At 71.1% G+C, this 15019-nt stretch carries 12 protein-coding genes; 5 read left to right on the forward strand and 7 right to left on the reverse strand.

What is annotated here, in order from left to right; genetic code table 11:
• Positions 1-2 precede the first annotated feature (2 nt).
• On the reverse strand, positions 3-1382 hold the full coding sequence (gene aroA, locus EDF33_RS12725; RefSeq protein WP_132100230.1) for a 3-phosphoshikimate 1-carboxyvinyltransferase: 1380 nt from the start codon (positions 1380-1382) through the stop codon (positions 3-5).
• Positions 1383-1493: 111 nt separating this feature from the next.
• Between aroA and EDF33_RS12730 the strand changes: the two genes are divergently transcribed.
• Genes EDF33_RS12730 through EDF33_RS12740 form a run of 3 tightly spaced genes read left to right on the forward strand, consistent with a single transcriptional unit; the run spans position 1494 to position 2992 of the window.
• The gene (locus EDF33_RS12730; protein ID WP_123294769.1) at positions 1494-2261 is read left to right on the forward strand and encodes a sigma-70 family RNA polymerase sigma factor; all 768 of its coding nucleotides are present in this window, start codon (positions 1494-1496) and stop codon (positions 2259-2261) included.
• Positions 2258-2500, forward strand: a complete 243-nt coding sequence (locus EDF33_RS12735; protein WP_111086426.1) for a zf-HC2 domain-containing protein — start codon at positions 2258-2260, stop codon at positions 2498-2500. The genes EDF33_RS12730 and EDF33_RS12735 overlap by 4 nt, the downstream gene beginning before the upstream one ends.
• Before the next feature lie 51 nt (positions 2501-2551).
• Complete coding sequence (locus EDF33_RS12740) at positions 2552-2992, forward strand: GNAT family N-acetyltransferase (RefSeq protein ID WP_123294768.1); 441 nt, start codon at positions 2552-2554, stop codon at positions 2990-2992.
• A 77-nt stretch (positions 2993-3069) separates the two neighbouring features.
• Here EDF33_RS12740 and EDF33_RS12745 read toward each other — a convergent pair whose 3' ends face one another.
• Positions 3070-6831: a multifunctional oxoglutarate decarboxylase/oxoglutarate dehydrogenase thiamine pyrophosphate-binding subunit/dihydrolipoyllysine-residue succinyltransferase subunit gene (locus EDF33_RS12745; RefSeq protein ID WP_207906693.1), complete on the reverse strand. Its 3762-nt coding sequence runs from the start codon at positions 6829-6831 to the stop codon at positions 3070-3072.
• Positions 6832-6997: 166 nt separating this feature from the next.
• Between EDF33_RS12745 and EDF33_RS12750 the strand changes: the two genes are divergently transcribed.
• The gene (locus tag EDF33_RS12750; RefSeq protein ID WP_132100231.1) at positions 6998-8437 is read left to right on the forward strand and encodes a GuaB1 family IMP dehydrogenase-related protein; all 1440 of its coding nucleotides are present in this window, start codon (positions 6998-7000) and stop codon (positions 8435-8437) included.
• Positions 8438-8797: 360 nt separating this feature from the next.
• Here EDF33_RS12750 and EDF33_RS12755 read toward each other — a convergent pair whose 3' ends face one another.
• The 4 genes from EDF33_RS12755 to EDF33_RS12770 form a co-directional block, all read right to left on the reverse strand.
• Positions 8798-9835: a hemolysin family protein gene (locus EDF33_RS12755; protein ID WP_132100232.1), complete on the reverse strand. Its 1038-nt coding sequence runs from the start codon at positions 9833-9835 to the stop codon at positions 8798-8800.
• On the reverse strand, positions 9832-11226 hold the full coding sequence (locus EDF33_RS12760; protein WP_123294217.1) for a hemolysin family protein: 1395 nt from the start codon (positions 11224-11226) through the stop codon (positions 9832-9834). The genes EDF33_RS12755 and EDF33_RS12760 overlap by 4 nt, the downstream gene beginning before the upstream one ends.
• 157 nt (positions 11227-11383) lie before the next feature.
• Entirely contained in the window at positions 11384-12466 is a 1083-nt protein-coding gene (locus EDF33_RS12765; protein WP_132100233.1) for an NADH:flavin oxidoreductase/NADH oxidase, read from the reverse strand.
• 10 nt (positions 12467-12476) lie between these two features.
• The gene (locus EDF33_RS12770; protein WP_132100234.1) at positions 12477-13109 is read right to left on the reverse strand and encodes an HAD family phosphatase; all 633 of its coding nucleotides are present in this window, start codon (positions 13107-13109) and stop codon (positions 12477-12479) included.
• Positions 13110-13133: 24 nt separating this feature from the next.
• Between EDF33_RS12770 and EDF33_RS12775 the strand changes: the two genes are divergently transcribed.
• Complete coding sequence (locus EDF33_RS12775; RefSeq protein ID WP_132100235.1) at positions 13134-13994, forward strand: ADP/ATP-dependent (S)-NAD(P)H-hydrate dehydratase; 861 nt, start codon at positions 13134-13136, stop codon at positions 13992-13994.
• A gap of 265 nt (positions 13995-14259) precedes the next feature.
• Here EDF33_RS12775 and EDF33_RS12780 read toward each other — a convergent pair whose 3' ends face one another.
• On the reverse strand, positions 14260-14970 hold the full coding sequence (locus EDF33_RS12780; RefSeq protein WP_207906694.1) for a YceI family protein: 711 nt from the start codon (positions 14968-14970) through the stop codon (positions 14260-14262).
• Between the last annotated feature and the right edge of the window lie 49 nt (positions 14971-15019).

Here is a 15019-nt window from a genome sequence, read left to right on the forward strand (position 1 = left end):
CGTCAGGCCCCCGCGTCCCCGGTCGAGACGAGCGCCGCCCACAGCTCGGGGAACTGCGGCAGCGTCTTGGCCGTGCACCCGATGTCGTCGACGGCGACGCCGTCGACGACGAGGCCCACGACGGCGCCGGCCGTCGCCATCCGGTGGTCGTCGTACGCGGCCCAGCCGCCGCCGTGGAGCGCGGCAGGCTCGATGCGCAGGCCGTCGTCGAGTTCGTGCACCGCGCCTCCCGACCGGTTCACGTCCGCCGCGAGCGCGGCGAGACGATCCGTCTCGTGCCCACGCAGGTGGCCGATCCCGGTGATCTCGGTCGGCCCGCCGGCCAGCGCGGCCAGCGCGACGAGCGCCGGTGCGAGTTCGCCGCCGCGGCTGAGGTCCAGGTCGAGACCCGGCAAGGAGGCCCCGCCCCGGATCCCGACGCCGCCGTCGACGACCAGGTCGTCGCCGTCACGGGCCACGGTCGCGCCCCACAGGGGCAGGAGCGTCTCGAGGTCGGCGCCGACCTGCGTGGTCTCGCGCGGCCAGGTGCGGATGCGGACGGTGCCGCCGGCGACGAGCGCGGCGACCGCGAACGGCGCGGCGTTCGACAGGTCGGGCTCGATGGTGACGTCGCGCGCGGCGATCGGACCGGGGTGGACGACCCACTCGCCGACCGCGGGTTCGTCGACGGTCACGCCGCGGGCACGGAGCGCGGCGACGGTCATCTCGATGTGCGGCAGGCTCGGCAGGCGCTCCCCGACGTGGGTGAGGTGCAGGCCCTCGTCGAAGCGGGGCGCGGAGAGCAGCAGGCCCGACACGAACTGCGACGACGCCGATGCATCGATCGACAGGGCGCCTCCGCGGACCGACCCGGTGCCGGTGAACGCGAACGGCATCGAGCCGGCGCCGTCGTCGGTGACGTCGACGCCCAGGTCGACGAGCGCCCCGATGATCGCGTGCATCGGACGCTTGCGGGCGTAGGGGTCGCCGTCGACGACGACCGGGCCGACCGCCAGGGCGGCCAGCGGCGGCAGGAACCGCATCACGGTGCCGGCGAGGCCGCAGTCGACGCGGACGTCGCCGTGCATCGGTGCCGGGGTGATCCGGAGGTCGGGCCCGTAGGGGTTCGGCTGCGTTCCCGGTGCCGGCTCGACCTCGTCGATCCCGACGCCGAGCTGCCGGAGCGCCGCGATCATGAGCGCCGAGTCGCGCGAGTGCAGCGGCAGGCGGATGACGGAGGGGCCGTCGGCGAGGGCGGCGAGCACGAGCTCGCGGTTCGTCAGCGACTTCGAGCCGGGCAGCGCGACGTCGCCACGCAGGGGACCGCGCGCGAGCGGGGCGATCCAGGGGGCCGGGTCCGCGGCGGCCTGTGCACCGCTCTGGGAATGCGTCGTGTCTGCCATCGGTTCACAAGACTACTGAAACGATCGGGAGGACCCTTGGCGACAGCACTCGCACCCTCGCGGACGCGCCTGCCCGGCGTGTCCACGTCGCTCGCTCTAGACTGGCCCGCGATGACGACCGACGAGCCGCAGGCAGCACCGCACGACCTGGTCGAGGAGACCGAGGAGCAGCTCGACGCGGTCGAGGCGGAAGAAGCGGACGACGAGTCCTTCGTCGACGCCAAGACCGTGTCGGCCGACGAACTCCGGGCCCTCTTCGAGACCCAGGCACTGCCCTTCATGGACCAGCTGTACGGCGCGGCGATGCGGATGACCCGCAACCCGGCCGACGCCTCGGACCTGGTGCAGGAGACCTTCGTCAAGGCGTTCGCCGCGTTCCGCCAGTTCAAGCAGGGCACGAACCTGAAGGCCTGGCTGTACCGGATCCTGACGAACACGTTCATCAACACGTACCGCAAGAACCAGCGGAACCCGTACCAGGGCACCATCGACGAGCTCGAGGACTGGCAGCTCGGCGGCGCCGAGAGCGTCACCCAGTCGATCTCCGCACGGTCCGCCGAGGCCGACGCGATCGACCACCTGCCGTCGTCCGCCGTCAAGGACGCCCTGCAGGCCATCCCCGAGGACTTCCGGATGGCCGTGTACTTCGCCGATGTCGAGGGCTTCTCGTACCAGGAGATCGCCGACATCATGAAGACCCCCGTGGGGACGGTCATGAGCCGTCTGCACCGTGGTCGCCGGCTCCTCCGGGGGCTCCTGGCGGACCACGCCCGTGAGACCGGCATCGTCCCGGACGCAGCGTCGACGGCGACGATGCGCGGACGAGGCCGGAAGACTGCCGCGACCGAGGGTCGCGTCGATGGGAAGGAAGCACGATGAGCGGCTGCGACTGCTCCAAGGCGAAGGCCGAGCTCGAGGAGTTCCTGCACGGGGAGCTCTGCCGCGAGGACGCGGCGGACATCCGTGAGCACATGGACGACTGCGAGGACTGCACGACCGAACACCGCGTCGGCGTCGTCCTGATCGAGACCGTGCGCCGCGCGTGCAAGGAGACCGCTCCGGAAGAACTGCGTGGCGAGATCCTCGCGCGCATCCGGCTGGAGCAGTCGACCCACTGAGGTCCTCGGCTCCGTCGTCACACGGCGGGTCGGGTCGGTAGTGTCACGGACATGACCCTCCTCGTCGAGTCGATCACCACCTGGTCCGACACGGACGTCTCCGACGTCGCTGCCCTCGTCCGCCTGCTCGGCCACGAGGTCGACGACGCGGCGATGCGCGCACGCCTCGAGCGGCTCACGCCCGAGGCCGGACACCGCACCTGGGTGGTGCGTGGCGACGACGGTCGCGCGGTCGCCGTCGCCGGCGCGCAGGTCACCTGGGCGTACGCGAGCGACGAGCCGACGGCGCAGCTCCTGCTGCTGGTGGTCGACGACACGGCCAGGAGGCTCGGCACCGGTTCCGCGCTCATCGGCACCTTCGAAGCGTGGGCGGTCGAGCAGGGCGCGCGTCGCCTGAGCGCCGTCAGTGCGGCTGCCACGGACAGCGCGCACCGGTTCTACCAGAAGCGCGGGTACCACGACGCGGGTGTGCGCTACACGAAGATCGCGTAGCCGTCACGTTCCTCGCGAACGTCGAAGCGCCCCGTGCAGGAGTCCCTCGGACTCCCGCGCGGGGCGCTTCCTGACGCTCAGGCCGACGCGTTCAACGCCTTCTCGATGACCTCGGTGGCTTCCTGTGCGGAGCGCTTCGACGAGCCGGTGGCCGGCGCGGCACTCGCGGCACGGGCGGCGACCGACAGCGGCCGACCGTCGAGGTGCGGCGACAGGTTCATGCAGACGAACGGCCAGGCGCCCTGGTTCTCCGGCTCCTCCTGCGCCCACACGACGTCGGCGTCCGGGTAGCCGGCCAACACCTCGAGGATGCGCTCGAGGGGGAGCGGCGCGAGCTGCTCGAGCCGGACGAGGGCGACGTCGGTGACCCCGCGCTTGTCCGCCTCGGCGCGCAGGTCGTGGTGCACCTTGCCGGAGTGCAGGACCACCCGACGCACCGCCGCCTTGTCGGGGTGGTCGGATGAGCGCAGACGGTCGTCGTCGATCACTTCCTGGAAGGTGCCGTTCGTGAAGGCCTCGACCGCGCTCGTCGCCTGGCGCAGGCGGAGCATGGCCTTCGGGGAGAACACGATCAGCGGCTTCTGCGGACGCTCCCACGCCTGGCGGCGCAGCAGGTGGAAGTACGACGCCGGAGTGGACGGGCGGGCGACGACCATGTTGTCCTCGGCGCACAGCTGCAGGTAGCGCTCGATGCGGGCGGACGAGTGGTCCGGTCCCTGGCCCTCGTAGCCGTGCGGCAGCAGCAGGACGAGGCCGGAGCGCTGCCCCCACTTCTGCTCGGCGGACGAGATGAACTCGTCGATGACGGTCTGGGCGCCGTTCGCGAAGTCGCCGAACTGCGCCTCCCACAGCACGAGTGCCTCGGGCCGCTCGACCGAGTAGCCGTACTCGAACGCCATCGCCGCGTACTCGCTGAGCAGCGAGTCGTAGATGGTGAACCGGGCCTGGTCCTCGGTGAGGTTCGACAGCGGCAGCCACTCCTGGCCGTTCGACCGGTCGTGGAACACCGCCTGGCGCTGGACGAAGGTGCCGCGGCGGGCGTCCTGGCCGGCGAACCGGACGGGCTTGCCTTCCACCAGCAGCGAACCGATCGCCATGAGCTCGGCCATCGCCCAGTCCACGCCGCCGTTGCGCGTCATGTCGGTGCGCTTCGACAGCAGCTGCTGCAGCTTCGGGTGGATCGAGAAGCCAGCGGGCGGGTTGCTGTGCGCGTCACCGATGGAGCGGACGAGCTCTTCCGACACCGCGGTCTCGCGGACCTCGACCTCGGAGTCGTCCTGCTGCGCCGCCGGGCGTTCGAGCCCCTGCACGGCACCGTCGTCGTCGACCTGGATCACCGGGATGGTGCCGGTCTGCGCCTCGTGCGTCTCGGCGAAGGCACGCTCGAGGCGGTCCTGGAAGTCGCGGTGCGCCTCGTCGTACTCTTCCTGCGTGATGTCCCCGCGGCCGACGAGGGCCTCGGTGTACAGCGTGCGGACGGACCGCTTCGCCTCGATCAGGTTGTACATGAGCGGCTGGGTCATCGAGGGGTCGTCGCCCTCGTTGTGCCCGCGGCGGCGGTAGCAGATGAGGTCGATGACGACGTCACGGTGGAACGCCTCGCGGTACGCGAACGCCAGGTCGGCGACGCGTGCGACGGCTTCGGGGTCGTCGCCGTTCACGTGGAAGATCGGCGCCTGGATCGTCTTGGCGACGTCGGTGGAGTACACCGAGCTGCGCGCCGACTCGGGCGGGGTGGTGAACCCGACCTGGTTGTTGATGACCAGGTGCACGGTGCCGCCCGTGCGGTAGCCGCGGAGCTGCGACATCTGCAGCGTCTCGACGACCACGCCCTGACCGGCCATCGCCGCGTCGCCGTGCACGAGCACCGGTAGGACGTTCGTCGAACCGGGGCCCTGCTTGTCCTGCTTGGCCCGGACGATGCCCTCGAGCACGCCGTCGACGGCCTCGAGGTGGGACGGGTTCGCCGCGATCGTCACGGGGATGCTCGAGCCGTCCGAGGTGCGGAACAGCCCCTCGGTGCCGACGTGGTACTTCACGTCGCCGGAACCCTGACCGGACACCGAGCCCGGCAGGGACGAGCCCTCGAACTCACGGAAGATCTGGCCGTAGGTCTTGCCGGCGATGTTCGTCAGGACGTTCAGGCGACCGCGGTGGGCCATGCCGATCGCGACCTCGGCCAGGCCGACACCGGCAGCGTGCTGGATGAGCGTGTCGAGGAACGCGATGGTGGACTCGCCGCCCTCGAGCGAGAAGCGCTTCTGCCCGACGTACTTGGTCTGCAGGAAGGTCTCGAACGCCTCGGCCTCGTTGAGCTTGCCGAGGACGCGGAGCTGCTCGTCCTTCGACGGCTTCGAGTACGGGACCTCGATGCGTTCCTGCACCCAGCGGCGCTGCTCCGGGTCCTGGATGTGCATGTACTCGATGCCGACGGTGCGGCAGTAGGCGTCGCGCAGGATCCCGAGGACGTCGCGCAGCGGAGCACTGGTCGTGCCGGCCAGCCCGCCGGTGACGAACTCGCGGTCGAGGTCCCAGAACGTCAGCCCGTGGCTCTCGATCTCGAGGTCGGGGTGCGTGCGCTGGCGGTACTCGAGCGGGTCGATGTCGGCCATCAGGTGCCCGCGGACGCGGTAGCTGTTGATGAGCTCCTGCACGCGAGCCGTCTTGTTGACCCGGTGCGCCAGGTCGACGTTGATGTCGTTCGCCCACTGGATCGGCTTGTAGGGGATCCGGAGCGCCGCGAAGATGCCGTCGTAGAAGCCGTGCTCGCCGATGAGGCGTTCGTGCACGTGCTTGAGGTATTCGCCCGAGCCGGCGCCCTGGATCACCCGGTGGTCGTAGGTGCTCGTCAGGGTGATGGTCTTGCCGATGCCGAGCTCGACGAGGGTCTTCGACGCCGAGCCCTGGAACTGCGCCGGGTACTCGAGGGCGCCGGCGCCGATGATCGAGCCCTGCCCCTTGGTCAGGCGGGGGACCGAGTGCACGGTGCCGATGCCGCCCGGGTTCGTGAGCGAGATCGTGGTGCCCTGGAAGTCGGCCGGCGTCAGCTTGTTGTCGCGGGCCCGCTTGACCAGGTCTTCGTAGGCCGACAGGAACTGGCCGAAGGTCAGGGTCTCCGCACGCTTGATGCTCGGCACGAGGAGCGATCGGGTGCCGTCCTTCTTCGGGACGTCGATCGCGATGCCGAGGCCCACGTGCGCCGGGGCGACGACGAACGGCTTGCCGTCGCGCTCCTCGTAGAACACGTTCTGGCTCGGGAAGTCTTTCAGTGCCTGCACCATCGCCCACCCGATGAGGTGGGTGAAGGAGATCTTGCCGCCGCGGGCGCGGCGCAGGTGGTTGTTGATGACGATCCGGTTGTCGATCATCAGCTTCGCCGGGATCGTCCGGACGCTCGTGGCCGTCGGGACGGTCAGCGAGGCGTCCATGTTCGACGCCAGGGTCTTCGCCATGCCCCGGAGCGGGGTCGCCACGTCCTCGTGGGTCTCCTCGTGGTCGTCGGCGGCGTCGTTGGCCTCGGCCGGGATCGGCGGCGGGGTCGGCTGGCGCGACGTGGTCTTCGCCTGGATCGGACCACCCTGCGCTGCCTGCTGCTGCGGGGCCGGCGCGTCGCCGGTCGCGGGCTGCTGCGTGGTCGACTGCGCGGGCGTCGAGGACTGCTGGTCAGCTGCCGGAGCGCCGCCGACCTGCGTGCGGTGGTAGCTCTCGAGGACCGGCCACCAGGACTTGTCGACCGACTCCTTGTCCGCGACGAACTGCTCGTAGAGCTCGTCGACGAGCCACTCGTTCGCCCCGAATTCGCCCGCGGTCTCGTCCGTTCCGGTCAGATGGCTCGACACAGCCGATCGCCCACTCTCCGTCGATAGATGCTCGTGTGTGTCGTGCGGTGCAACCCTGCCCCGCACAGGTGCCAAGCCTAGCCGCTCGCACATGTCCGTTCGGTGTCAGCCGCGGCGCGAGTCGGGGCCCGGTCCGGCCTCCGGGCGGAGCCGTACAGTGGGGCCCATGAGGTTCTACGAGACGCGGCCGACACACGACCTGACCTACTCCGACGTCTTCCTCGTCCCGAGCCGATCCGGCGTGACGAGCCGCTTCGACGTCGACCTCGCGTCGAACGACGGCAGCGGTGCGACGATCCCGATCGTGAGCGCCAACATGAACTCGGTCACGGGGCCGCGCCTCGCCGCGACCCTGGCCCGGCGCGGGGGCCTCGGCGTCCTGCCGCAGGACATGCACCTGCAGGACCTCGACGCCGCGATCCGCTGGGTGAAGGACCAGCCGGTCGACTACGACACCGCCTACGACATGGGCTCGTCCACCACCGTCGCCGAGGCGCTCGAGCAGCTGCTGCCCGTCGCCGGTCGGGGCGTGGTGGTCCGCGACGCCGCCGGGGAGTACCTCGGGTGCGTCCCCGCCAGCCGGCTCGGCGACGCCGGTCCCGACGCGACGCTCGGCGACCTGCTGCACGGCGCCTCGACCGCGATCGACGCCGAGGACGCCGGCACGCCCCGCCACGTCTACGACGTCCTGAGCGGCGCCGAGGTCGACTTCGCACCCGTCGTGCGGCACGGCAAGGTCGTCGGCACCACGAGCCGGACCAGCGCCATCCGCTCGGACATCTACACACCGGCCGTCGACGCGTCGGGTCGTTTGCGCGTCGCCGCCGCGATCGGCATCAACGGCGACGTCGCCGCCAAGGCGCAGGCCCTCGCCGCCGCCGGGGTCGACGTGCTCGTGCTCGACACGGCGCACGGCCACCAGGAGAGCATGCTCCGCGCGCTCCGCACCGTCGCGGGGCTCCGGCTCGGCATCCCGCTCGTCGCCGGCAACGTCGTCACCGCCGACGCCGTGGCCCACCTCGTCGACGCGGGTGCGGACATCATCAAGGTCGGTGTCGGACCCGGCGCCATGTGCACCACGCGCATGATGACCGCCGTCGGTCGGCCGCAGTTCTCCGCCGTCCTCGAGACCGCCGCCGCCGCACGGTCCCTCGGCGCGCACGTCTGGGCCGACGGCGGGGTCCGGTACCCCCGCGACGTCGCCCTCGCCCTGGCGGCTGGCGCCTCGGCCGTGATGATCGGCTCGTGGTTCGCCGGAACCCTCGAAGCGCCGGGCGTGCTCCGTCGCGACGCCGCCGGCAAGGCCTACAAGGAGAGCTGGGGGATGGCGTCGGCGAAGGCCGTCCGCGAGCGCTTCGAGCGGCTCGACCCGTACGAGCGGGCCCGCAAGGAGCTCTTCGCCGAGGGGATCTCGTCGTCGACGATCTACCTCGACCCGGAGCGTCCGAGCGTCGAGGACCTGCTCGACATGATCACCACGGGCGTCCGGAGCTCCGCCACGTACGCCGGCGCGTCGTCGCTCGCCGAGTTCTCCGAGCGCGCTCTGGTCGGCATCCAGTCCGCCGCCGGCTACGAAGAGGGCAAGCCGCTCCCCGTCAGCTGGTAGCGCGCGAAGGCGGGTGCGGCCCTGGTCGCGACCAGGGACGGACGGGAGGCCCGTGGCGAGACCGCCACGGGCCTCCCGTCCGCCATCGCGAAAGCGACAGTTCCCTGCGGAACGTTCGCGGGAATCTGTCGCTTTGGCGGGACTGGCGGCACCGAGTCTCGGGCTGGCCGACCGAATCTGTAGCGCCAACCGTGAGATCGGTCGCTCACGCCGAGTCTCACGGCCGGCCGCGGGGCGGACGGGAGGCCCGTGGCTGCGTTGCCACGGGCCTCCCGTCCGCCATCGCGAAAGCGACAGATCCCTGCGGAACGTGCGCGGGGATCTGTCGCTTTGGCGGAACTGGCGGGACTGGCGGTGTGGCTACCGGCGTCGGGTCGCGTCCTCGACCTCGCCGACGAGCTCCTCGAGGATGTCCTCGAGGAAGAGCACGCCGAGGGTCCGGCCGTCGGCGTCGAACGCCCGCGCGACGTGGCGGCCCGCAGCCCGCATGGTGGCCAGGGCGTCCTCCAGATCCATCTCCGTGTAGAGCGAGATGAGCTGGCGGATGCGCTTCGGCGGCACCGGGTCGTCGAACTCGTCCGGCCGCAGGTCGATGACGTCCTTCACGTGCACGTAGCCCGTGGGGGAGCCGTCCTCGCCGACGAGCACGTACCGCGAGAACCCGCGCTGCGCCACCGCACGCTCGACGTCCGCCGGGGTGGCGTCCTCGGGCAGGGTGACGAGCTCGGCCATCGGCACGGCGACGTCGCGGACCTTCTTCTCCGTGAACTCGAACGCCAGGGCGAGCTTGCCGTCGTCGGTCAGGGTGCCGTCGCGGCGGGACTGCTCCACGATGGTCTGCACCTCTTCCACCGTGAAGGCGCTGACGGCTTCGTCCTTGGGCTCGACGCGGAACAGGCGCAGCACGGCGTTCGCGACCTCGTTCAGGCCGACGATGACCCAGTGCAGGCCGTGGCCGATGTACCAGAGCGTCGGCACGAGCAGCAGTGCTGCCCGGTCCGGCATCGAGAACGAGATGTTCTTCGGGACCATCTCGCCGAACACCACGTGCAGGAACGAGACGAGCAGCAGCGTGACCACGAACGCCACGGTGCCGATGACCTCGACGCTCCAGCCCGTCAGGTGCAGCGGCACCTCGAGCAGGTGGTGGATCGCCGGCTCGGAGACGTTCAGGATGAGCAGCGAGCAGACCGTGATGCCGAGCTGCGTGGTCGCGAGCATGCGAGTGGCGTGCTCCATGGCCCACAGGGTCATCTGCGCGGCCTTCGAGCCTTCTTCTGCGCGCGGTTCGATCTGGGAGCGGCGGGCGGAGATGACGGCGAACTCGGCGGCGACGAAGTACGCGTTGCCGAGCAGCAGCACGAAGAGCCAGAAGATCCCCCACCAGTCGGAGCTCATCGGGTGCTCTCCTTCGTCTCGGACCGCTTCGCGGTCTTGGTGCCGGTCTTCGTGGCGGGGATGATGATGGCGGTCGCCGCGGTGTCCGTCGGCGGGGGCGTCGGGGTCCAGCGGATGCGGTCGATCCGGCGGCCGTCCAGACGTTCGACCCGGAAGACACCGCTGTCGAGCGGGACCTCGTCACCGACGACGGGCAGACGGCCGAGCGTCGACATGAGGAAGCCGCCGACGGTCTCGTAGGGGCCGTCCTCCGGCACCTTCACGCCGGCGCGGTCCTCGAGCTCGTCGGGACGCAGGAGACCGGGGAAGGTCAGCCAGTCGCGGGAGCGGACCACGTCGATGCGCGCGCGGTCGTGCTCGTCGGAGACCTCGCCGACGATCTCCTCGATGAGGTCCTCGAGCGTGACGACCCCGGCGGTGCCGCCGTACTCGTCGACCACGATGACCATCTGGTAGCCGCGGCCGCGGACCTCGGCGAGCAGGGTGTCGCCCGGCATCGTCTCGGGCACGCGTTCGGCATCGGTCATGAGTGCCCCGACGGGGACCTCCGGGCGCTTCTCGCGGGGGACGGCGACGGCCTGCTTCACGTGCACGATGCCGACGACGTCGTCCGCGTCCTCCTCGATGACGGGGAAGCGGCTGAAGCCGGTCTTGCGTGCGAGGGCGATGACGTCCTGCGCGGACTCGGACACCCGGATGGTGGAGAGCCGCGGGCGTGGTGTCATGACGTCGCTGGCGCTGAGCTCCGAGAACGAGATCGTCCGCTGGAGGAGCGTCGCGGTGTCCTGTTCGAGCGACCCCTCGGACGCCGAACGGCGGAGCAGCGAGGTGAGCTCTTCGGCGCTGCGAGCACCGGACAGTTCCTCCTGCGGCTCGATGCCGATCGACCGCAGCACGGCGTTCGCGGTGCCGTTGAGCACCGCGACCGCCGGCTTGAACACCGTCGTGAAGGCGATCTGCAACGGCACGACGAGCTTCGCGGTCTGCAGCGGCAGCGCGAGCGCGAAGTTCTTCGGCACGAGCTCGCCGAGGATCATCGACAGCAGGGTCGCGATGACGAGCGCGATGATCGATCCGACGGTCTCGACGATGCCCTCGGGCAGGTTCATCGCCAGGAACGGCGCTTCGAGCAGCTTCGCGATGGACGGCTCGAGCAGGTAGCCGGTGAGCAGCGTGGTCAGCGTGATGCCGAGCTGCGCACTGGACAGGTGCGTCGAGGTGACCTTCAACGCCCCGATGACGGGTGCCAGGCCCGGCTCACCGCGGTCGCGACGCGCTTCGACGTCGGCGCGGTCGAGGTTGACCAGCGCGAACTCGGACGCGACGAAGACGCCGGTGCCGAGTGTCAGCAGGATGCCGCCGACGAGCATGACGATGTCGATCGGACTCATGATTCACCCCCGTCCGCGCACGGGGATGACGTGCAGCTCACCGAGTGAGCGGCGGATGAGTGAGGCGAAGAACTATTCGGGGGATCGTCCACAGTGCTGCCAATCGTACTGCCTGCCCGAGGGGCCGACCGAGAATCCGTTCAGGAAGGCCGCGCGTCTACGCCGTGACCCGCGCGCGGTGGTACTGCTGCGGCTCGTAGTCGACGGTCACGCCGAGCTCGACGGCCACACGCAGCGGGAAGCCCGGGTCGCGCAGGAACTCGCGGCCCACCATCACCACGTCGGCCTGTCCGGTCGCGACGATCTGCTCGGCCTGGAAGCCCTCGGAGATCATGCCGACCGCGATGGTGCCGATGCCGGCGTCGCGCTTGATCGCCGCGGCGTGCGGCACCTGGTAGCCGGGGCCGACCGGGATCGGAGCGCTCGCGACGTTGCCGCCGGTCGAGACGTCAGCCAGGTCCGCGCCGTGCTCCGCAGCCCACCGAGCGACCTCCGTGGTCTCGTCGAGCGTGAGCCCGCCGTCCACCCAGTCGGTCGCCGAGAACCGCACGACGATCGGGAAACCCTCGCCGACCTCGGCACGGACGGCGTCGAGGACCTCGAGCAGTGCCCGGGCGCGGTTCTCGAGCGACCCGCCGTACTGGTCCGTGCGGTGGTTGCTCAGCGGCGAGAGGAACTGGTGCAGCAGGTACCCGTGGGCGGCGTGGATCTCGACCAGGTCGAACCCGGCCTCGACGGCGCGGCGAGCGGACTGCGCGAACGCCAGTGCGACGACCCGGATGTCCTCGGTCTCCAGCTCGCGCGGGACCGCGTACCCGTCGAAGGCCACGGCGGACGGGGCGACGGTGGACCAGCCGCCCTGGTCGGCGGGGACCGAACCGTGCGTGGACTCCCACGGGCGGAACGTCGACGCCTTGCGGCCGGCGTGCGCGAGCTGGACACCGGCGGCAGCGCCCTGCGCGTGCAGGAAGTCGACGATCGGCTTGAACGCGTCGCGCTGCTGGTCGTTCCAGAGCCCGAGGTCCTGCGGGCTGATCCGGCCTTCCGGCACCACGCCGGTGGCCTCGACGACCACCGCACCGGCACCGCCCTTGGCGAAGCCGCCCAGGTGGACGAGGTGCCACGCGGTCGGCACGCCGTCCTGCTCCTCGGCCGAGTACTGGCACATCGGGGAGACCCAGATGCGGTTGCGGACCGTCAGGTCGCGGATGGTGATCGGCTCGAACAGGGCGTGCGTCACGCGGGACTCCTCAGGGGACGGGCGCCGGCTCGGCCGCGAGTTCCGTCAGGAACGACCGCAGTGACGCCGACGACGTGTAGTGGTGGCCGACCGCCCCGATCGCTTCCGCGCCGGTGGCGTTCTCGGCCCTGTTGTCCACGAACACCATCTGCTGCGGCTCGATTCCCAGACGCGCGCACGTGTCGCGGTAGATGGATGCGTCGGGCTTCAGGACGTGCTCCTCGGCGCTCACCACCACCGTCTCGAACAGCGAGCCCATCGGGGAGCGTCGGTACGGATCACCGAAGTCGAAGCCGGCGTTCGACAGCAGCGCCACCCGGGTCCCCGCGTCGTGCAGCTCCTCGACGATCGCCAGGGTCTCCGGCTCGACCTCGAACCACCCGGTGAAGTCGACGGCCCAGAACCGGTGGATGTCCGTGATGCTCCAGGTCCGCCCGACGCGCTCGCCGATCGCCCGCCAGTACGCCACGACGGACAGGTCGCCGCGGTCGAGGTCGTGGCGGAGCTCCTGGTAGAAGGGGAACAGTTCGTCGGCGGGCACCCCGGTCAGCTCGACGAGGGCATCGCGCGACGCGTGCGGCGTCCGGCTGATCACCTCGCCGTAGTCGAAGACCACCACGCGACCAGGCAGGAACAGGCTCATGCGCTCCACCGTAACGTGGGGCCGGTGAACGACTTCGTGCCCGTCCAGCCGTCCGATGCCGCCGCGTGGGTCACCGCGCCGACGGGGGAGTCCACCAAGTACCGCCGTGGGGTGCTCGGCATCGCGACCGGCTCCGACCAGTACCCGGGTGCCGCGGTGCTCGGGGTCGACGCCGCGGTCCACACCGGTGTCGGCATGGTCCGGTACGTCGGGCCGTCGCGGGCGTCGGACCACGTCCTGGCGCGTCGCCCCGAGTCCGTCGCCGGCGTCGGTCGGGTGCAGGCCTGGCTCGTCGGCTCGGGCATCTCGGCGTCGTCGCTCGGCGACCTGGACGACACGACCGCCTCGGGCTTCACGCACGCCTCGGACGACGGTGTCCCGGTCGTGGTCGACGCGGGCGCGATCCCGCTCGTCGACCTCGGCCCGCTCGCCGTCCTGACCCCGCACGCGGGCGAACTCGCGTCGTTGCTCGGCGTCTCCCGCGAGTCGATCGAGCAGGATCCCGCCGCCGCAGCGCTCCGTGCCGCCGAGCAGACCGGCAGCGTCGTGCTGCTCAAGGGCGAGCGCACGCACGTGGTCACGCCCGACGGGTCGGTCCGGTTGGTGGCGTCGTCGGCGACGCCGTGGCTCGCCGCCGCCGGTGCCGGGGACGTGCTCGGCGGGGTGCTCGGCGCGCTCGTGGCCGCGCGGCAGGGGTCCGTCGAGGCTGCGGGGTCGTCCCTGACGCCGTCGGACCTCGCGCACCTGGCCGCGTCGGCCGCGGTGGTGCACGGGCTCGCGGCGCGGCGGGCGTCCGGCGGCGGGCCGTTCCCGATGACCGGGCTCATCGCCGAGCTGCCCGGGGTCGTGCGGGACCTGGTCGTCGACGGCGACGCGCGCGGGTAGCGGTCGGTGCGCGTGCACCTTCCGACGATCCACGAGGTGATCGACGCGTGTTCTGTCGCAGGATGCGCACGCAATGGGTTCGTGCGCATGTTCCGACGGGACACCACCGGTTCGACGGGTGGAAGGTCGCAACATGCGCACGCATGCGTGCGCGGGCGCGGCCTGGGACGCGAGCAGGGGACGGACGGGAGGCCCGTGGCGGGGCCGCCACGGGCCTCCCGTCCGCCTGTCGCGCACGTCACGGGCGTGACGCGCGTCGCGGACGTCAGCTCGCGGGGGTCGCGTGCACCAGGAACTCGACCGTGCCGGAGTCGTCGACCTTCACGAAGCCGAGGCTCGGCGCCTGCACGCCGTAGTCCGAGAACGTGACCGGGATCGAGCCGGAGATGTCGACGCCGTCGCCGTTCAGGCCGACCTGCAGGTCGGCGGTGACGTCCTTCGTGACGCCGTGCAGCGTGAGCTTGCCGGCAGCGGTGACCTTCGTCGTGTCCGAGCCGCTCGGGACCGCGTCGGCGATCGGCTCGGAGAGTTCGAACGTGGCCTCGGGGAAGGCGGCGGTGTCCATCGCGGAGTCGCGGAAGTAGGAGTCGCGCTGGTCGGAGTCGGTGGCGATGTCGGCGACCTGCACCGTGATCGTTGCCTTCGTGATGCTCGTGCCGTCGACGGTGGCGCTGCCGGAGACGCTGTCGGTGCGGCCGGTGACGGTGACGTCGGAGCCGTTGAGGACCTCGTGCAGGCGGTAGCCGGCCTCGGAGTCGCCGCCGACCGTCCACGCGCCGGACAGGTCGGAGTCGTCGAGGGTGGAGGCCTCGCGGCTGGCGGCCACGGACGGTGCCGCCGACGCCTTCGCGTTCTCGTTGCTCGTGTAGAGGTTCGTCGCGACGATCGCCCCGATGACGCCGAGCACGACGACGGCGGCGATGACGGAGATCCAGATGACGGCCTTGCGGCGCCCGCGCGGGGTTTCGGTGGTCACGACCAAGACGGTGACACGTCATGGTTGGGGGAGCCTGGGATTCGCTGCC

This window comes from Curtobacterium sp. PhB146 (assembly GCF_004342995.1).
In the GTDB taxonomy this organism is placed as follows: domain Bacteria; phylum Actinomycetota; class Actinomycetes; order Actinomycetales; family Microbacteriaceae; genus Curtobacterium.